Here is an 18,513-nt window from a genome sequence, read left to right as displayed (position 1 = left end):
AAAGGTCATGAATCCCGCCGATTTCAAAGCTTCTGGGAGGCGAGTTGGCTGGGGAACCTGGATTCGAACCAGGACTAACGGAGTCAGAGTCCGTGGGTCTACCGTTAACCTATTCCCCAGCAGGGCCGAAGCTTGTTCGGCACCGGCGGGTCGCGTTTGACGCAGCCACCTGAGCGCGCCTTGTAGCCGCCGGCGGAAAATAGTCAACCCCGTCCGGCACTTGATTTTTCGCTTTTCACACCTCGTCGTGGCGGCTGCGGCGTCCGAGTTGGGAATGCTCGAAGGCGAGCACCGCGACGATGGCGAGAAGCAGCGGGATGATCAGGTAGAACAGCCGGAAGACGAGGAGGGCGGCGAGCACGGCCGCGGGGTCCATTTCCGCAAGGCCGGTGAGGAAGACGACTTCCAGCACGCCGAGGCCGCCTGGCGCGTGCGAGGCCTGCGCCATGGCGAAGGAGAACAGGAAGATGCCGAGGACGACCAGGAAGCCCGGATTGTTCTCCGCAGGCAGCGCGAAGAAGATGATCGCGGCGGCGGCGAGGATTTCCAGCGGGCCGATAACCAACTGGCGCGCCACGATCGGTAATGCCGGGTAGTGCAGGCGGACCCTGCCGATGGCGAGCGGCCTGAGGTGTAGCCAGCTGCCGAAGATGTAGGCGGCGACGAACAGCAGCATCGCAAGGCCGAGCGCGATCCACCATCCTTCGTACTGTCCTTCGGTGTAGCGGTCGAGCAACGAAGGCTCGATGAGCAGCACCAACCCGCCCACGAACACGCTGGACAGCACGAAGGTGAACCAGCAGATCGCCACCAGCACCCCGACGTCGTGCCCGGTCAGCCCCTTGGAGGCATAGGCACGGTAGCGGATCACCGCCCCGGAAAAGACCGATCCGCCGATATTGTGCGACAGCGCGTAGGTGGTGAAGGAGCAGACGGTGACGAAGAACCACGACACGCGCTTGCCGATATGGAGAAGCGCGATGTGGTCGTATCCGGCCAGCGCCGCGTAGGCGACGACGGCGCTCAGCGCCGACAGCAGCCAGCCCCGCAGGGGGATGGCGGCAATGCCGCTCCAGACGTCGTCGAGGGAAATTTCGCGCCACTCGTTGTAGAGCAGCCAGGCGGAAACGGCGACGGCGGCGAGCCCGATGACTGGCCAGATATAGTCCTTGATTCTCATGCGGCGGGGCTTGCCCGCTCCTTTCGATTGGCGTTTTTCGTGCCTCGTCGGGCCGATGCGTCCGCTCGCATTTCCGGCTCGATTTCAGCTTTGCCCCATCGAAGCCGGCTATTCAACCCGGACCGGGGCTTTCCCCGACGCTTCGGGCGGGCGTTGGCAAAAAACGATCCGGCCGGGCCTTGGTGATCTGCCCATGCGCTGATAGTCTGCAACCAACACAAGATGAAATGCGCGTGCAGCGTCCGTCAGGTTCGCGCGGCGCGAGAAGGAAATTGCAACGTGAAGAACCGCGAAGCCGGCGCCGAAGGGCCGGATGCGGGTGTCTCGGGGGAAGGTCCGTCGCCGAATGGCGGGGAGCCGTCCCGGCCGGGGCGACAGGCCGTCGGACGGCCTGTCGTCGGCGGTGCCAATGCGGACGCCACGCAACCCAAGGGCAAGACCAGGAAAAGGCGCAAGCGCCGCCGCGGCCGCAAGGTTTACGCCCGCGACGGCGGACCTGTCGCAGCCGTTGCCGCCGAGCCGTCGGTGACCGTGCCGAAGGCCTTGCCGCCGCAGACGGAGCCTGCGCGGATGGCGAAATCCGACGCTGCGGCCGCGCCGAATGGCATGCCGCGCCGAGCCGCGGCTTCCGACCTTCCAATCTTTGCCGCCCTCGACCTCGGCACCAACAATTGCCGCCTGCTCGTCGCCGTGCCCGGACGCCCCGGGCAGTTCAGGGTCGTCGACGCCTTCTCGCGCATCGTGCGCCTGGGCGAGGGGCTGACCGCCTCGGGCCGGCTCGGGCGCCCGGCCATGGACAGGGCGGTCGAGGCACTGAAGGTCTGCGCCGACAAGCTGCGCAGCCGCAGGATCAGGCGTGCCCGCCTGATCGCCACGGAAGCCTGCCGCGCCGCCGCCAACGGCGAGGAATTCCTGGACCGGGTCGAGCGAGAGGCCGGCCTCAAGCTCGAGATCATCGATCGCCGCACCGAGGCGCGGCTCGCCGTTTCCGGCTGTGGCTCGCTGGTCGAGCGCGACACGGACGGCGTGGTGCTGTTCGACATCGGCGGCGGGTCCTCCGAGATCGCCCTGATCGACGTCTCGCGCCACCGCTCGCCGCGGCTCGCAAACCACATCGTTTCCTGGACGTCGCTGCCGGTGGGCGTCGTCTCGCTGGCCGAGCGATTCGGCGGCCGTACGGTGACCCGCGAGATATTCGGCGCCATGGTGGCCGACGTCGCCGAGCGGCTGCAGGCGTTCGACGGCCGCGACCGGCTCGGCCACATCGTTTCGAGCCCGAAGTTCCACCTGCTCGGCACCTCTGGGACCGTCACCACGCTGGCCGGCGTCCACCTGGAACTCGACCGCTATGACCGCCGCAGGGTCGATGGCCTGTGGATGGACGGCGCCAGCGTCGACCGCATGGTCGAGAAGCTGCTCGGCTGGGATTTCCATCAGCGCGTGGCCAACCCCTGCATCGGCGCGGACCGGGCCGATCTTGTGCTGGCGGGCTGCGCCATACTCGAGGCGATCCGCGCGGTGTGGCCGTCGGAGCGGCTCAGGGTTGCCGATCGCGGCCTGCGCGAGGGCATATTGAGCGAACTGATGGCCGACGACGGCGTGTGGCGGCGCAACTGGCGGAACGGACAGCGGGCATGACCAAGAAACCGACCAAACCCGGCACTTCGGCAGGCGCAACCCGCGTGCTGCGGACCAAGATCAAGAAGAAGAGCGGCCTCAAGGAGTCGTCGCGCCGCTGGCTCGAGCGGCACATGAACGACCCCTACGTCCAGCGCTCCAAGGCCGACGGTTATCGGTCGCGCGCCGCCTACAAGCTGATCGAGATCGACGACAAGCACCACCTGCTGAAGCCTGGCATGAAGGTGATCGACCTTGGCGCCGCACCGGGAGGCTGGTGCCAGGTCGCGGCGGCGCGCACCCGCTCGACCGAAGAGAACCCGCATGTCGTGGGCATCGACTATCTCGAGATGGATGCCGTGCCGGGTGCTGCCATCCTGCAGATGGACTTCCTCGACCCCGAGGCGCCGGAGAAGCTTGCGGAAACCCTCGGCGGCGAGCCCGACATCGTGGTGTCCGACATGGCTGCGCCGACGACCGGGCACCGCCGCACCGATCATCTGCGCACCATGCATCTGTGCGAGGTGGCGGCGGAATTCGCCATCTCGGTGCTGAAGCCGGGCGGCCATTTCCTGACCAAGACGTTCCAGGGCGGCACCGAGGCCGGTCTGCTCGACCAGCTCAAGCGCAACTTCCGCTCCGTCCACCACGTCAAGCCGCCGGCCTCGCGCGACGAATCGGTGGAGCTCTATCTCCTGGCCAAGGACTTCAAGGGCCGCGCCGAGCCCGAGCCGTCATAGCTGCTGAGGCTCTTCCGCCGCCGGCACCCGGGACTTGTGGTGGCCGGAGATCGCGCCGCCGGCGTCGGGCGCCAACCGCGCAAACAGCAGCATCGGCGTGGCCGTGACGGTGGCGATGACGAGGAAGGCGAAAGTGAAGCCCGCGTCGCCGATCGCCTGTTCGGTGAACGCGCTCCAAAGTTCCAGCGCTCCGCCGCCGACGGCCACACCCAGCGCAACCGTGATCTGCTGGGCCGCTGCCGAAATCGCAGTCGCCTGTCCGCTCTTGGCCGGCTCGACATCGGCGAACACCAGGGCGTTGGACGAGGTGAAGAACAGCGAGCGCAGGAACCCTGCCAAGAACAGCACGGCAAGGACCAGCAGATAGGGCGTTTCGGCCGTGAAGAAGCCGTTGATGGCAATCAGGCAGGCCGACGCCCCGGATGCGACCAGAAGCACGGTGCGGAAGCCGGCCGAGCGCAGGATGCGCGGCGCCACGAACTTCATCGACAGCGCGCCTGCGGCCGAGGCGAAGGTGATCATGCCCGACTGGAATGGCGTAAGTCCGAAGCCCAGCTGGAACAAGAGCGGCAGCAGGAACGGCGTCGCGCCGACGCCGATGCGGAACAGCGAGCCGCCGACGATCGCGGTCCTGAATACGGGATTGGAAAACAGCCTGAGCTCGAGCAGCGGATGGAGCGTCCGCCGGGCGTGCCGGATGTAGAGCAGGGCGCAGGCCACGCCGACGCTGACGGTGATCGCCCCGACCACGGGCGGCAGCGCCGGCAGGCTGACGACCGAAAGCCCGAAGACGATGCCCGAGGCGGCGATGGCCGACAGGAAGAAGCCGACGACATCCATGCGCTGGGTCGGCTCAGGCGGGATTTCGGGCAGGAAGCGGCCGGACAGCCAGATGCCGACGATGCCGATCGGAATGTTGATCAGGAATATCCACTGCCAGGCGAAGAAGGTGGTGATGAAGCCGCCCACCGGCGGCCCTATCAGCGGGCCGATGAGAGCGGGGATCGTCAGCGTCGCCATGGCCGAGACCAGCCCGCTCCTTTCGGTCGTGCGCACCAGCACCAGCCGCGCCACCGGCGTCATCATCGAGCCGCCCATGCCCTGCAGGAAGCGCGCGAGCACGAAGGCGCCGAGCGAGTTGGAAAGCGCGCAGGCGATCGAGCCCAGCATGAACACGCCGATCGCGACCCTGAACACCCGCTTGGCGCCGAACCGGTCGGCCATCCAGGCGCTGACGGGGATGAAGATGGCGAGCGACACGAGATAGGCGGTGAGCGCCAGCTTGAGGGCGATCGGGCTGGCGCCGATATCCGTGGCGATCGCCGGCAGGGAGGTGGCGATCACCGTGGAATCCATGTTTTCCATGAAGAGGGCGACCGCCAGGATCAGCGGAGTGGTTCGATTCGTGGACATGTCGGAACGGTATGGGTCGGTTGCGGCGGCAATGCGCCGATCGGGGACGCGTAGCACGCTGTCGCCAGCCTGTCCGCTGCCAGGGCGCGCCGCTCTTCAAGGCCAGTCAGTTCGAGCCGCCGACCTCGCTTGCATAGCGCCGGGTTTCGGCGATGCGTTCGGGCGTTGCGGGATGCGTCGACAGGAAGCTGCCTTCGGCACGATCGCCAAGCTTGTCGCGCAGCAATTCGAAGAAGCGGGCGATGGCGGCAGGGTCCTTTCCGGCCTTGCGCAAGAGCGCCACGCTGAACCTGTCGGCGTCGGTCTCGGCGTCGCGCGAATAGGACAGGCTGAGCAGGGCCGCGCCCTGGACCATGATGTCTTCGGTGCCCGAGCCGATATCGCCGCCGATCAGCATGATCAGCGCCGTCACGCCCGCCGCGCGATAAAGCTGGCGCAGGCTGTGTTTATGGTCGACATGGCCGATCTCGTGGCCGAGCACGCCCAGGATCATTTCGTCGTCCTTGCCGGCCAGCTCCACCAGTTCGTCGGTCAGAACCACCGTGCCGTCGGGCAGGGCGAAGGCATTGGGGCCGATGGGACCGCCGGCGCGGAAGTTGAGGGCATATGCGGCGCGTTCCGATGGTGGCTCATCCGTCTGTGCCACCAGTTCGGCGAAGCCGTCGCTCAACGATTTCTGGCGCTCGGGGCTGAGCTTGCTCGGTTCGAAGATAGCCTGGTCGAGCGATGCGAGCGCGCTCTTGCTCATCAGTGTGGTCACCACCGGCGGTGTGACGGATATCGCCACTTCGACCAGCAGCGGCATGGCATAGCGATAGACTGCGGAACCCAGCACGATCGTTGCCAGGACGAACAGCACCAGCCGTGGGCGGAACCGTTCCAGCCTGTGGATGAAGCCGGCACTGCTGGATGAGTGGGTGGCGACAAGCCGGTCGACGCCGTCATTGTCGTCCGTCTCGAAGACGCTGCCGTCGGGATAGGTGACCTGGCGCGGGATCGAGCCCACGCGATCCGACACTTTGAGCGCCTGAAAGGCTCCCGAAGCAAGGACGGCACCAACGGGATCGGCGACGGTCGCCATCCCGTCGGCCGATATCGCCAGCCGGGCATCGGCGGCACGGGCCTCTCCCGCCCTGCGCCAAAGGCCGGCGACGGTCTCCTTCTCAGAAACCAAGGTCGAACCCTTCCACGTCGAGGAACTCGGAGCCGGTCGCGGTGCCCTCGTTCTGCAGCGCGCTCGTGTAGGCGTCGAGCGAGCCGGTGCTGTCGAGCGCGGTTACCGTCGCCATGTACTTTGCCATCCTGACCGCTGCCCACGGGCGGGCGAGACCGAGGGAGAAGATCGTTGCCAGGAGATTGGTGATCGAAATCGATGCGAAGCGGCGCCGCCCGATGGACGAGGCCAGTACGTGCCGCCCGTCGATGACCGTTTCGTTGAAGACGACGTTGCGGATGCCTGCGCGGTAGATCAGGCCGGCCAGCATGAAGACCAGGAACAGCGGTATCATCGCGGCATACATGGTGACCACCATCACGCCGACCGACCATCCGCTGGCCGTGGCGGGATCCAATGCCGGAAGCCCCGCCGATACCAGGACGAACGCCGCAATGGCGATGCCGACCAGGCCCCCGCCGATCAGCACGAACGCCGGCAGCCATATCTGTCGGTAGAGCTTGTCCAGCCGTGGGTCGCAGATGATCGGACGCCCGCCATAGCGAAGGTTGCCCAGCATGTAGTTCCACATCCAGCGCGAGGCGATGGGCGCGAGCAGGCCGGCCGAGCCGTAGATCAGCAAGCCGCCAACGATATAGGCCAGGAAGGCGCCCCAATAGGTGCCGGTGAAATCGAAGCGGACGTTGCGATAGCTCGTCACCCGCGCGTTGAAGCGCAGGCCGCGCATGATGAACCAGGGGATGGCGAACATGAAGATCGCGAAGACGAGCAGGCCGAACAGCGGCAGGAACTGCAGCGTGACGTTGTAGAGCACCAGCATCACCAGGACGATGATGCGCCCGATCAGGATGCGCCAGGGCAAGGCGTGGTAATCGAAGGTCGCGCCGGCAAGATGCGTATTGCCATAGAAGTAACGCTGGCGCCGCACTTTGGCCCAGGCCGAATAGATGCCGAGCGTCAGGATGGTCAGCAGCACGTTGACGATCCAGATGCCGAAATATTCGCGTGCGGTACCCGTGAACGTGAACGGCTCCCGCCGCATCGCCAGACTTGGCGCTGCCGGCGGCTGCAGGCTCGACATGTCGTTCATGCTGTTGTCGTCCCCCGCAATTCAAAGCTGAATCTGCCCCTTGCCGCACCTTGCCAAAAAAGTGGGTTGGCGCAAGCGGCGCCGGCGCCCCGATGCGTCGATTGGCCTGCATCGCATGCTTTTCATCGGCCTCAAGACGTGTTACCAGCCAGCGCCAATCCTGAAAGGGAAGATGAGGAGTCGGCGCTGCATACCATTGGTTCCAGCGCCCGTTTTCGCATTCTTCCTTCCGACGTCCCCTGAGGAGTGGCCATGGCGAAAATCATCGAATCTTCCACCGGCGCGCTGGCGCTGACCTTCGACGACGTGCTTCTGCAGCCGGGGCACTCCGAGGTCATGCCCGGTGAGACCGACATCCGCGCGCGCATCGCCGGCGACATCGACCTCAACGTGCCGATCATCTCTGCAGCCATGGATACGGTCACCGAAGCCCGCCTCGCGATCGCCATGGCGCAAGCCGGCGGCATCGGCGTCATCCATCGCAACTTCTCGCCGGCCGAACAGGCCGAGCAGGTCCGCCAGGTCAAGAAGTTCGAATCGGGCATGGTCATCAACCCGGTCACCATCGGCCCCGACGCGACGCTTGCCGATGCGCTGGCGTTGATGCGCCACTACACCATCTCCGGCATTCCCGTCGTTGAGAACGGCGGTACCGGCGGGCAGAAGACCGGCCGCCTCGTCGGCATCCTCACCAACCGAGACGTGCGCTTCGCCTCGGACCCCGCCCAGAAGGTCTACGAGCTGATGACGCGGGAGAACCTGATCACGGTCAAGGAGAACGTCGATCAGGAGGAAGCAAAGCGGCTCCTGCACAAGCACCGCATCGAGAAGCTGCTCGTCGTCGACAAGCAGGGCAATTGCGTCGGCCTCATCACCGTCAAGGACATCGAGAAGTCGCAGCTCAACCCCAACGCCACCAAGGATGCGCAGGGCCGTCTCCGCGCCGCAGCTGCCACCAGCGTCGGCAATGACGGCTTCGAGCGTGCCGAGCGCCTGATCGACGCCGGCGTCGACCTTTTGGTCATCGACACCGCCCATGGCCACTCGCAGCGCGTGCTCGACGCCGTCGCCCGCGCCAAGAAGATCTCGAATTCGGTTCGCATCATGGCCGGCAACGTCGCCACCGCCGACGGTGCGCAGGCGCTGATCGACGCGGGCGCGGACGCGGTCAAGGTCGGCATCGGGCCGGGCTCGATCTGCACCACCCGTATCGTGGCTGGCGTCGGCGTGCCGCAGCTTTCGGCCATCATGTCGGCCGTCGAGGCAGCGCAGAAGTCCGGCGTCACCGTGGTCGCCGACGGCGGCATCAAGTTCTCGGGCGATCTCGCCAAGGCGCTGGCCGCCGGTGCGGGTGCCGCCATGATCGGCTCGCTGCTGGCCGGCACCGACGAAAGCCCGGGCGAGGTCTATCTGCACCAGGGCCGCTCGTTCAAGGCCTATCGCGGCATGGGCTCGGTGGGCGCCATGGCCCGCGGATCGGCAGACCGCTACTTCCAGGCGGAAGTCCGCGACACGCTGAAGCTCGTGCCCGAGGGCATCGAGGGCCAGGTTCCCTACAAGGGCCCGGTCGCAGGCGTGCTGCATCAACTGGCAGGTGGCCTCAAGGCAGCCATGGGGTATGTCGGCGCGCGTGACCTCGCCGATTTCCGCGAGCGCGCCACCTTCGTGCGCATCTCCAATGCCGGCCTGCGCGAGAGCCACGCCCATGACGTGACCATCACCCGCGAAAGCCCGAACTACCCGGGCGGCGCGTGATCCATGCGATCCTGAGGCTGCGGCGTCATGCGGCCGCGCTGAGCTTCGCCACGGCGGCGGTCTTCGCCGCCATGACGATGCTGGAGTTCCTCTATTTCCGCAGGTTGAGCGGCGGCCTCTCGTCGCTCGACCTGCGTTTCTGGGGATTTTCGGAGAGCGAGGGCTTCGCCTGGGTGGCGGGCCTCGGGCGCCTTGGCGCCGAGACCATCCTGGTCTGGCACTATCTCACCTTCGACCTGATCTTCCCGGCGCTGTTGTCGGCTACGCTGACGAGCCTCATCCTCAAGGCCGGAGATCGGCTGCCGCGCTTCGCGGCTCTTTCGGACCGCCTGCGCGCGATCCTGGCGCTGGCATTGGTGCTGCCCTATACGATCGCCGACTACGCTGAAAACGTCGTCGTCGCGCGAATCCTCTCCGACCCGCCATCGGCCGGCGCCGAGGCGATGGCGCTCGCCTCCGGGCTGATCGTCGCCAAATTTGCGTTTCTGGCGGTGCCGGTTGTCGTCATCGGCACTTTCACACTTGCGGCGGCAAGGCGCTCACGCGCGCTGCAGCGCTAGCCCTTGACGTCGAAGATCGCGATACGGCGCTTGTCGAACCTGATGGCGATCTCGCCGCGAACCAGCTTGAGCGCTGCCTCGCCGAACACTGCGCGGCGCCAGCCCTGGAGGGCGGGCACGTCGGCGGCCTCGCCCTCGGCGGCGATGCGGTCGATCTCGTCACCCGATGCCAGCACCTTGGGTGCGACGCCTTCCTTTTCCGACACCAGCCGCAGCAGCACCTTCAGCAGTTCGGCCGCGGCGCTCGTTCCCTCTGGCGGCTGGAAGGTCTTGGGCAGCTTGGGCATCTGGTCGCGCGGGATGTCCAGCGCGGCATTGACCACGCCGACCAGCGCGGTGGCCGGCGACGAGCGCTCCCAGCCCTTGGGCGTGGTGCGCAGGCGCGACAGGGCCGTGGCGTCACGCGGGGCCTGCTGAGCGATCTCGTAGATGGCGTCGTCCTTGAGCACGCGCCCGCGCGGCACGTTGCGTTCGCGCGCCTCGCGTTCGCGCCAGGCGGCGACCGCCTGCACGATGGCGAGCTCCTGCGGCTTGCGCAGGCGCATCTTGAGCCGCTTCCAGGCGTCCTCGGGGTGCGGGTCGTAGGTCTCGCGCGAGGTCAGGACCTCCATTTCCTCGTTGAGCCAGTGGGCGCGGTCCTCTCGCTCGAGCTCGGACTGGAGGTGCTTGTAGACGTCGATCAGGTGGGTGACGTCGGCCAGCGCGTATTCGAGCTGCTTTTCGGACAGCGGTCTGTGGCGCCAGTCGGTGAATCGCGACGACTTGTCGATGCGTCCGCCCGTCACCTTCTGCACGATCTGCTCGTAAGAAACGCTGTCGCCGAAGCCGCAGACCATGGCCGCGACCTGAGTATCGAACACCGGATGCGGGATCAGTCCGCCGAGATGGAAGATGATCTCGATGTCCTGGCGGGCCGCGTGGAAGACCTTGGTCACCGCCTCGTTGGCCATGAGGCGGAAGAACGGCTTGAGGTCGATTCCCGGCGCCAGCGGATCGACCAGCGCCGAAACGCCGGGCGCCGCCATCTGGATCAGGCAGAGTTCGGGCCAGAAGGTGGTTTCGCGAATGAATTCGGTGTCGACCGTCACGAAGCCGGAATCTTCCAGCGCCGCGATGGTCGTTTCGAGTTCTTCCTGGGTCGTAATTACATGCATAATATTGCTTTGGTCAGAACGCGTTGCCATTCCATTTCAGCCACGCGCCGTTTCGTCAAGCGCCTGCGGCGCCCGATAAGCCGCCTATGCGTCGCCGGAATCGTCGCCGTTGCTGCTACGACCGGCGAATCTGGCGAATATCGGCGAGGTCCGCAATAGCCCGAAGAAACGGCTGCGATGCCCTGCCGGCACGGGCGAACGCACGCCCATGCGGTAGACGATCACGGCGATGAAAATGACATAGACCGCGGCGCTGAACGCGAACAACGAGTGCGGCCCGTAGCTCTCCATGAACAGCGACGCGATGAACGGCCCGGCGATGGCGCCTACCGAATAGAACAGCATCAGGGCGGCATTGACGAGGACGAACTCGCCTTTCTCGGCGCGGTCGTTGGCATGGGCCGCCGACAGCGAATAGAGCGGCATCGCGAACGAGCCGAAGATGAAGACGAGCACGAAGTTGGCGATCGGCGACGTGCCGGCCATGAACACCAGCATCAGCGCGGAGGCGAGGGCGCCTGTCGTGGCCACGAGCAGAACCCTGCGGCGGTCCCAAAGGTCCGAAAGGTAGCCGAGCGGGTATTGGATCATCGCGCCGCCGATGATGCCGACGCTGACGAAGGTGACCACGTCGGTGACCGACATGCCGATCTGCTCGGCATAGATCGGGCTCATCGTGCGGAACGCGCTGTTGGTGATGCCGACGAAGATGCAGCCGATGCTGCCGAGCGGCGAGATGCGCCAGGCGCGCCTGAGATCAAGCCTGACGTCCTCGGGCGGCGTCGGGTTGGAGCGGTCGGCGATCGAGACGGGCACCAGCGACAGCGTGATCATGATCGACATGATGGCGAAGATGGTGAAGCCGCCGGCGCCGAAGATCGGGATCATGAATTGCGCCCCGGTCACCGAGCCGATGTCGATGATGCGGTAGATCGCAAGCAGCCGCGCGCGGTCGTTGTTGGATGCACCGGAATTCAGCCAGCTCTCCATCACCGTGAACAGGCCGGCGAAGCAGAATCCGGTGGTGAAGCGGATCGCCGACCAGGTCAGCGGGTCGATGACCAGCACCAGCGTGAGCGTCGCCGAAGCCGCGATCGCGGCCAGCGCCGCGAAGGCGCGGACGTGGCCCACGGCCTTCATGATCCGGGTGATGAAGATGCAGCCGAGCAGGAAGCCGCCGAAATAGGCGGTGCCGTTCAGCCCGATGGTCGAAGCCGAAAAGCCTTCCTGAGCTCCGCGCAGCGCCAAGAGCGTGCTTTGCAGGCCGTTGCCGCCGAGCAGGATGCCGGCGGTGATCAGGAGCGGTATGAGGGGGCGTATGGAAGACATTCGATGCGCGTGACAAAACCCGACTTGGCTCTAGTTAGGCCCTCGGGTCAATGCCGCACCGCCGCTGGTGCGACATATTCCGTCGGCTGCGCCAACCTTGCCACAAAACTTGCCGATAGCTTCCCGTTTCCGCCTTCGGGCGCGGGAGCCGATAATGACGACCCTGACCGTCAGCACGAGCATCGACCGGGAGACTGCGAGCCTGATCGGCAACGGGCTGAACGCATACAACTACGACACCGCGGGGCCGCCCGACGACCAGGACCTCTGGATCGTCGCCCGCGATGCGCAGGGCAGGGTCGCGGGCGGCCTCAAGGGCTCGTCGGAATACAGCTGGCTGTTCGTCGAGTGGCTCTGGATCAGCCCCGACCATCGCGGCGGAGGCCTCGGCACGCGGCTGCTGGCAGCGGCCGAGGAAGCGGCGAGGCAGCGCGGCTGTGTCGGCGTGCATCTCGATTCGTATACGTTCCAAGCGCCCGAGTTCTACAAGCGCCAGGGATACGAGGAGTTCGGCCGCATCGACGATTACCCGGCCGGACATTCGCGCGTGTGGCTCAAGAAGCGCTTCTAGCCGCCCGCACAACGTGTCGGAGCCCGCTTTGCCTTGACAAAACCGGGCACCCATGCGCTTTTCGCGCGAATTTTCGGCCCGGGGCGCGGATGACGCCTGGGCGCCGCACAACAACAGCCCGAACCGGAACTTTGCCATGCACCGTTACCGCAGCCACACCTGCGCCCAATTGAGGAAATCCGACGTCGGCTCCGCCGTTCGCCTGTCCGGCTGGGTGCATCGCGTCCGCGACCATGGCGGCCTGCTGTTCATCGACCTGCGCGATCACTACGGCATGACCCAGATCGTCGCCGATCCCGATTCGCCGGCCTTCAAGACCGCCGAGACGGTCCGCGGTGAGTGGGTGATCCGCGTCGACGGCGACGTCAAGGCGCGCCTGGACGAGGCGGTCAACGCCAACCTGCCGACCGGGGAGATCGAGATCTTCGCCCGCGAGATCGAGGTGCTGTCGGCCGCCAAGGAACTGCCGCTGCCGGTCTTCGGCGAGCCGGAATATCCCGAGGACATCCGCCTCAAGTACCGCTTCCTCGACCTGCGCCGCGAAACGCTGCACAAGAACATCGTGGCGCGCACCAGGATCATCGCCGAGATGCGCAAGCGCATGAACGACGTCGGCTTCACCGAATATTCGACGCCGATCCTGACGGCCTCGTCGCCGGAAGGCGCGCGCGACTTCCTGGTGCCGTCGCGCATCCATCCGGGCAAGTTCTTCGCGCTGCCGCAGGCGCCGCAGCAGTACAAGCAACTGTTGATGGTCGCGGGCTTCGACCGCTACTTCCAGATCGCGCCGTGCTTCCGCGACGAAGACCCGCGCGCCGACCGCCTGCCGGGCGAATTCTACCAGCTCGACCTCGAAATGAGCTTCGTGACCCAGGAAGACGTCTGGAACACGATGGAGCCGGTGATGCGCGGCGTGTTCGAGAAGTTTGCCGACGGCAAGCCGGTCACCCAGCAGTTCCGCCGCATTCCTTACGATACCGCGCTGCGCACCTATGGCACCGACAAGCCCGATCTGCGCAATCCGATCGAGATCCAGGAAGTCACCAGGCACTTCGACGGTTCTGGCTTCAAGGTGTTCGCGGGCATGATCGCCTCCAACCCGAAGGTCGAGGTCTGGGCGATCCCGGCCAAGACCGGCGGCTCGCGCGCATTCTGCGATCGCATGAACTCCTGGGCGCAGGGCGAGGGCCAGCCGGGCCTCGGCTACATCTTCTGGCGCAAGGAAGGCGACAAGCTCGAGGGCGCAGGCCCGATCGCCAAGAACATCGGCGAGGAGCGCACCGAGGCGATCCGTGAGCAGCTCGGCCTGTCGGACGGCGATGCCGCCTTCTTCGTCGCCGGCGATCCCAGGAAGTTCGTCTCGTTCGCGGGCGCTGCCCGCACCCGTGCCGGCGAGGAACTGAACCTCGTCGACCGCGAGCGTTTCGAGCTGTGCTGGATCATCGACTTCCCGTTCTACGAATGGCTGGAAGAAGAGAAGAAGATCGATTTCGCCCACAACCCGTTCTCGATGCCGCAGGGCGGCCTGGATGCGCTCAACAACCAGGACCCGCTGACCATCAAGGCCTATCAGTACGACATGGTCTGCAACGGCTTCGAAATCGCCTCCGGCTCGATCCGCAACCAGCTGCCCGAACTGATGGTCAAGGCCTTCGAGCTGACCGGCAAGTCGCGTGAAGAGGTCGAGGAACATTTCGGCGGTCTCTACCGCGCCTTCCAGTACGGCGCGCCGCCGCATGGCGGCATGGCTGCCGGTGTCGACCGCGTGATCATGCTGCTCGTCGGCGCCAAGAACCTGCGCGAAGTGACGCTTTTCCCGATGAACCAGCAGGCGCAGGACCTGCTGATGAACGCGCCGGCCGAGGCCACGCCGCAGCAGCTGCGCGAGCTGTCGCTGCGCGTCGCGGTGGCCAAGAAAGAGGCTTAAGCAACGCGCGCAAGCGCCTCTTTCGACTCGACAAATCGCCAAGAAAAAAGCCCGGCATCGCTGCCGGGCTTTTTTGTTTGGCGTCGGCCCTGAGGCTTACTGGTTTGCCGTGACCGAAAGGCCAAGCGTCTTCGGCAGGTCCTTCGGGTTCGCCATGCCATTGGCGGCGAGCAACGCGAACGGCACCGGCGAGCCGGGCTTCGCGGCGATTTCGAGCGACTTCGGGTTGTCCAGGAAGGCCGTGACGGCGGCCGTGACCTGCTGGGTCAGTTCGGGGTTGTTGAGCTCCATCATCATGAACGGAACGATCGCCTTGGCCTGGTTGGCAATATCCTTGGCCGTCATGCCCTGCTGCTTGCCGAGATATTCCAGCACCTTGTTGGTGATCGACGCGTCGTCGAAGCGGATCGTGGCACCGTGGAAGGTGAGCTGCTGCATGAGGCCGAGCATGGCCAGGCCCTGGGCCGAATTGTCGGCGCCCTGCGGCTGCGCGGCCATGGTCTTCTGCAGGTCTTGCACCGACTTGATGAAGTCGAGCGTGTAGCCGCCGAGATCGAAGGTCATGCCGAGCGCGCCGGCATTGTCGACCGCGATATTGTACTGCGACAGCGTCATCCGCCCGTCGGTCGGCTGCCAGGTGCCGGCGAGCTGGAGGTTGCCGCTGATGTTCTGGTAGCCGAGCGCGTCGATCGCTGCCTTCGACTGCGGGTCCTCGACGAGGCTGAGATCGGCCGAGAACTTCTCGGCCCCGCCGGTGAACGACATGGCCTTCCCGTCGACCGGCGGCGTTACCTCGGCGGTGAAGTTGGTCATCTGAAAGGCCTGCTTGTCGCCCACCTTGACGCTGAGATTGTCGAGCGCCGCCGTTTCGTACATCAGCAGCGAGGCGAGCGGATCGGTGGAGCCTTCGGCCGGCAATTTCACGTTGCCGAAGGTCAACGGGCTGATGTCGACGGTCGCGCCGTCCTGGGTGACGCTGTAGGGCTCGGTGCTGATCGTCGTGATCTTGTAGCCGCCGTTGTCGTCTTCGACGCCGCTCAGCGTCAGCTTGCCGATCGGGAACGCCTTGCCCTCGCCGGCCACGGTGATGGTGGCGCCTTCGAGGACGATCTCCGACGCGTCGCCGGTTGCGCTGCTCCAGCCCAGCGTCATGTTCTGTGAGGCAAGCACTGTCTTGAGCCTTTCGGCCACTGCGCCGGCCTCCTGGGCGAACGCAGCGTTCAGCGGCAGCGTGAAGAGGAATGTCGATAGCACGAGCTTGCCGAATGCAGAGCGATGTTGCGTCATGGTGGTTCCCTGAGACTGTTAGGAATCGTTCGGCCTTTCGTCCGTCACGAACTGGACTGGAAGAAGGCGCCGCAATGACAATGGCAGCAATTCGACGCAAAAGGCAATCGCTGCAATGCAACACGCGCAAAAATGGTGAATGACCCACTGACCGCGAGATTGCTACTTTAGCGAGCAGGAAGATTCGTCGCATCCGGGTGCCATTCACCCTTGCTTTTGCCGATAAGGCTTGTCGCGAATCGCCCGTTCCGTTAGTCCAAACCCATGGGAAAAGGGCTTTTGCCGCCGTCCGGCGGCGGTGACAACATCGAACCGGTCGACCTCAAGAAGGCGCTCGAAGAGCGCTACCTCGCCTATGCGCTGTCGACCATCATGCATCGGGCGCTGCCGGACGTGCGCGACGGGCTGAAGCCCGTCCACCGCCGCATCATGCACGCCATGCGTCTGCTCAGGCTCAATCCGGACCAGGGATTCGCCAAATGCGCCCGCATCGTCGGCGAGGTGATGGGCAAGTTCCACCCGCACGGCGACCAGTCCATCTACGACGCGCTGGTGCGCCTGGCCCAGGACTTTTCGGTCCGCTATCCGCTGGTCGACGGGCAGGGAAACTTCGGCAACATCGACGGCGATAACGCCGCTGCCATGCGCTACACCGAAGCGCGCATGACCGAGGTGGCGGTGTCGCTGCTCGAGGGCATCACCGAGGATGCCGTCGACTTCCGTCCGACCTACAATGAGGAGGACGAGGAGCCCATCGTCCTGCCGGGGGCCTTTCCGAACTTGCTGGCCAACGGTTCGTCGGGCATCGCGGTCGGCATGGCGACGTCGATCCCGCCACACAACGCGGCCGAATTGTGCAGTGCTGCGCTCCATCTCATCGACAATCCGCAGGCCACGGTCACCGACCTCATGACCTCTCCCTCGGAGTGGGAGCAGATAAAGGACGACCCCGAGCTTGCCCTGGCCTGCAAGGTGCGCGGCCCCGACTTCCCGACCGGCGGCAGCGTCGTCGACGACTGGGCTTCGATCGTCCAGGCCTACGAGACCGGCCGCGGTGGCTTCCGCGTGCGCGCCAAGTGGCACCAGGAAGACCAGGGCAGGGGCACCTGGAATATCGTCGTCACCGAGATCCCCTACGGCGTGCTCAAGTCGCGGCTGATCGAGAAGATTGCCGAGCTCCTGATCGCGCGCAAGCTGCCGCTGCTGGAGGACATCCGCGACGAGAGCGCCGAGGACATCCGCGTCGTGCTGGTGCCCAAGAGCCGCACCGTCGATCCCGGCCTTCTGATGGAGTCGCTGTTCAAGCTCACCGAGCTCGAAAGCCGCTTCTCGCTCAACATGAACGTCCTGTCGCGCGGCAAGGTGCCGAACGTCTTGTCGCTCAAGAGCGTGCTGCAGGAATGGCTCGAGCATCGTCGCGAAGTGCTCGTCCGGCGCTCGCAGTTCCGCCTCGGGGAAATCGAGCGGCGGCTGGAAATCCTCGGCGGCTACCTGATCGCCTACCTCAACATCGACGAGGTGATCCGCATCATCCGCGAGGAGGACGAGCCCAAGCAGGTCATGATGGCCCGCTGGGATCTCACCGACACGCAGGCCGAGGCCATCCTCAACATGCGCCTGCGGGCGCTGCGCAAGCTCGAGGAATTCGAGATCCGCAAGGAACACGATGCCCTCAGCGCCGAGAAGAAGCAGATCGAGGCGCTGCTCTCGTCCGAGAGCAAGCAGTGGCAGACGATCAAGTGGGAAGTGGCCAATGTGCGCAAGCTCTATGGCCTCGATACCGAGCTTGGCCGCCGCCGCACGGAGTTCACCGCAGCGCCTGAGCACGACCTTACCGACATCCATCACGCCATGATCGAGAAGGAGCCGGTGACGGTCGTGGTCTCCGAAAAGGGCTGGCTGCGGGCGATGAAGGGCCACCTGGCCGACTATTCGCAACTTTCCTTCAAGGAGGGCGACAGCCTCAAGCTCGCCTTCCATGCCCAGACGACGGACAAGATCCTGGTCTTCACCACGGGCGGCAAGTTCTACACCATCGGCGCCGACCGCCTGCCGGGCGGCCGCGGCCACGGCGAGCCGATCCGCATCATCGTGGACATGGAGAACGACCAGGACATCGTCACGGCCTTCGTCCATGAGCCCAAGCGCAAGCTGCTGCTGGTCAGCCACGAGGGCAACGGCTTCGTGGTGCCCGAGGACGAGGTCATCGCCAACACCCGCAAGGGCAAGCAGGTGATGAACATCAGGACGCCCGACGAGGCCAAGCTCTGCGTGCCGCTGATCGGCGACCATCTCGCCATCGTCGGCGAGAACCGCAAGATGCTGGTGTTTGCGTTGCAGGAAATCCCCGAAATGACGCGCGGCAAGGGCGTCCGCCTGCAGAAATACAAGGATGGCGGCGTCCTCGACGTGAAGGCCTTCGCGATGGAGACGGGGCTTACCTGGCAGGATTCGGCCGAGCGCACCTTCACCCGCACCCGCGAGGAGCTGGCGGAGTGGATCGGCGCCCGCGCCACGGCGGGCCGGATGGTTCCCAAGGGGTTCCCGCGCACCGGGCGCTTCGGTTGACGTTGAGGCAGGCGCGCGGCGCCCAAAGTTTGCGTGCGCGCCGCCGCGTTAGGCTCTATGATCCTCTAGCCGGTGTCATGCGGTGTCGCCGGGCGTCCAGCTAGGGTCCATACCAGGGCCAAGGAGATCAGGCCCTTGAGACTGTCCA

Annotated in this window: 14 protein-coding genes and 1 tRNA gene; 7 read left to right on the top strand and 8 right to left on the bottom strand. The window is 65.6% G+C overall.

Translation table 11 applies throughout. The features are described 5' to 3' along the window. Positions 1 to 45: 45 nt before the first annotated feature. Both J2X50_RS06900 and J2X50_RS06895 read right to left on the bottom strand, forming a co-directional pair. Positions 46 to 119, bottom strand: a tRNA-Gln gene (locus tag J2X50_RS06900). 116 nt (positions 120 to 235) lie between these two features. Continuing rightward, positions 236 to 1,180, bottom strand: a complete 945-nt coding sequence (locus J2X50_RS06895; RefSeq protein ID WP_429093243.1) for a lysylphosphatidylglycerol synthase transmembrane domain-containing protein — start codon at positions 1,178 to 1,180, stop codon at positions 236 to 238. A 222-nt stretch (positions 1,181 to 1,402) separates the two neighbouring features. On the opposite strand from J2X50_RS06895, the gene J2X50_RS06890 reads away from it, so the two are divergent. Further along, entirely contained in the window at positions 1,403 to 2,818 is a 1,416-nt protein-coding gene (locus J2X50_RS06890; protein WP_429093242.1) for a Ppx/GppA phosphatase family protein, read from the top strand. Continuing rightward, entirely contained in the window at positions 2,815 to 3,537 is a 723-nt protein-coding gene (locus J2X50_RS06885; protein ID WP_347966878.1) for an RlmE family RNA methyltransferase, read from the top strand. The genes J2X50_RS06890 and J2X50_RS06885 overlap by 4 nt, the downstream gene beginning before the upstream one ends. Here J2X50_RS06885 and J2X50_RS06880 read toward each other — a convergent pair. The 3 genes from J2X50_RS06880 to J2X50_RS06870 form a co-directional block, all read right to left on the bottom strand. Further along, positions 3,532 to 4,950 carry an MFS transporter gene (locus J2X50_RS06880; RefSeq protein WP_429093238.1) on the bottom strand — a complete coding sequence of 473 codons (1,419 nt, stop codon included), beginning with the start codon at positions 4,948 to 4,950 and terminating at the stop codon, positions 3,532 to 3,534. The two genes, J2X50_RS06885 and J2X50_RS06880, sit on opposite strands and share 6 nt — an antisense overlap. A 106-nt stretch (positions 4,951 to 5,056) precedes the next feature. After that, the gene (locus tag J2X50_RS06875) at positions 5,057 to 6,124 is read right to left on the bottom strand and encodes a M48 family metallopeptidase (RefSeq protein ID WP_429093236.1); all 1,068 of its coding nucleotides are present in this window, start codon (positions 6,122 to 6,124) and stop codon (positions 5,057 to 5,059) included. After that, on the bottom strand, positions 6,114 to 7,214 hold the full coding sequence (locus J2X50_RS06870; RefSeq protein ID WP_429093233.1) for a YjgN family protein: 1,101 nt from the start codon (positions 7,212 to 7,214) through the stop codon (positions 6,114 to 6,116). Before J2X50_RS06870 ends, J2X50_RS06875 begins: the two co-directional genes overlap by 11 nt. A 252-nt stretch (positions 7,215 to 7,466) precedes the next feature. Between J2X50_RS06870 and guaB the strand changes: the two genes are divergently transcribed. Then, positions 7,467 to 8,969, top strand: a complete 1,503-nt coding sequence (guaB, locus tag J2X50_RS06865; RefSeq protein ID WP_429093231.1) for an IMP dehydrogenase — start codon at positions 7,467 to 7,469, stop codon at positions 8,967 to 8,969. Next, complete coding sequence (locus tag J2X50_RS06860; protein ID WP_429093228.1) at positions 8,966 to 9,529, top strand: hypothetical protein; 564 nt, start codon at positions 8,966 to 8,968, stop codon at positions 9,527 to 9,529. Before guaB ends, J2X50_RS06860 begins: the two co-directional genes overlap by 4 nt. On the opposite strand, the gene rnd is transcribed toward J2X50_RS06860, so the two are convergent. Both rnd and J2X50_RS06850 read right to left on the bottom strand, forming a co-directional pair. Continuing rightward, positions 9,526 to 10,683: a ribonuclease D gene (rnd, locus tag J2X50_RS06855; RefSeq protein WP_429093225.1), complete on the bottom strand. Its 1,158-nt coding sequence runs from the start codon at positions 10,681 to 10,683 to the stop codon at positions 9,526 to 9,528. The two genes, J2X50_RS06860 and rnd, sit on opposite strands and share 4 nt — an antisense overlap. Before the next feature lie 84 nt (positions 10,684 to 10,767). After that, complete coding sequence (locus J2X50_RS06850; protein ID WP_429093223.1) at positions 10,768 to 12,012, bottom strand: MFS transporter; 1,245 nt, start codon at positions 12,010 to 12,012, stop codon at positions 10,768 to 10,770. A gap of 154 nt (positions 12,013 to 12,166) precedes the next feature. Here J2X50_RS06850 and J2X50_RS06845 point away from each other — a divergent pair, with 154 nt between their 5' ends. After that, a complete protein-coding gene (locus J2X50_RS06845; protein ID WP_429093220.1) occupies positions 12,167 to 12,583 on the top strand; it encodes a GNAT family N-acetyltransferase in 417 nt (138 codons plus the stop codon). Between the two features lie 136 nt (positions 12,584 to 12,719). Then, positions 12,720 to 14,510, top strand: coding sequence for an aspartate--tRNA ligase (gene aspS, locus J2X50_RS06840; protein WP_429093218.1), 1,791 nt, complete (start codon positions 12,720 to 12,722; stop codon positions 14,508 to 14,510). A gap of 96 nt (positions 14,511 to 14,606) precedes the next feature. Here the strand turns inward: aspS and J2X50_RS06835 are convergent, their stop codons facing one another. Further along, a complete protein-coding gene (locus tag J2X50_RS06835; protein WP_429093216.1) occupies positions 14,607 to 15,797 on the bottom strand; it encodes a hypothetical protein in 1,191 nt (396 codons plus the stop codon). Positions 15,798 to 16,061: 264 nt separating this feature from the next. Between J2X50_RS06835 and parC the strand changes: the two genes are divergently transcribed. Beyond that, entirely contained in the window at positions 16,062 to 18,365 is a 2,304-nt protein-coding gene (gene parC, locus J2X50_RS06830; protein ID WP_429093213.1) for a DNA topoisomerase IV subunit A, read from the top strand. Positions 18,366 to 18,513 lie beyond the last annotated feature (148 nt).

This window comes from Aminobacter sp. BE322 (assembly GCF_050433525.1).
Lineage (GTDB): Bacteria > Pseudomonadota > Alphaproteobacteria > Rhizobiales > Rhizobiaceae > Aminobacter.
This window is presented reverse-complemented; position numbering and strand designations above follow the sequence as displayed.

Bases quoted from the DNA above. Each gene is read 5' to 3' on its own strand.
- aspS (WP_429093218.1), top strand. From the start codon at position 12,720: ATGCACCGTTACCGCAGCCACACCTGCGCCCAATTGAGGAAATCCGAC.
- J2X50_RS06835 (WP_429093216.1), bottom strand. From the start codon at position 15,797: ATGACGCAACATCGCTCTGCATTCGGCAAGCTCGTGCTATCGACATTC.
- J2X50_RS06845 (WP_429093220.1), top strand. From the start codon at position 12,167: ATGACGACCCTGACCGTCAGCACGAGCATCGACCGGGAGACTGCGAGC.
- J2X50_RS06890 (WP_429093242.1), top strand. From the start codon at position 1,403: ATGAAATGCGCGTGCAGCGTCCGTCAGGTTCGCGCGGCGCGAGAAGGA.
- J2X50_RS06885 (WP_347966878.1), top strand. From the start codon at position 2,815: ATGACCAAGAAACCGACCAAACCCGGCACTTCGGCAGGCGCAACCCGC.
- J2X50_RS06895 (WP_429093243.1), bottom strand. From the start codon at position 1,180: ATGAGAATCAAGGACTATATCTGGCCAGTCATCGGGCTCGCCGCCGTC.
- guaB (WP_429093231.1), top strand. From the start codon at position 7,467: ATGGCGAAAATCATCGAATCTTCCACCGGCGCGCTGGCGCTGACCTTC.
- parC (WP_429093213.1), top strand. From the start codon at position 16,062: ATGGGAAAAGGGCTTTTGCCGCCGTCCGGCGGCGGTGACAACATCGAA.
- J2X50_RS06870 (WP_429093233.1), bottom strand. From the start codon at position 7,214: ATGAACGACATGTCGAGCCTGCAGCCGCCGGCAGCGCCAAGTCTGGCG.
- rnd (WP_429093225.1), bottom strand. From the start codon at position 10,683: ATGCATGTAATTACGACCCAGGAAGAACTCGAAACGACCATCGCGGCG.
- J2X50_RS06850 (WP_429093223.1), bottom strand. From the start codon at position 12,012: ATGTCTTCCATACGCCCCCTCATACCGCTCCTGATCACCGCCGGCATC.
- J2X50_RS06880 (WP_429093238.1), bottom strand. From the start codon at position 4,950: ATGTCCACGAATCGAACCACTCCGCTGATCCTGGCGGTCGCCCTCTTC.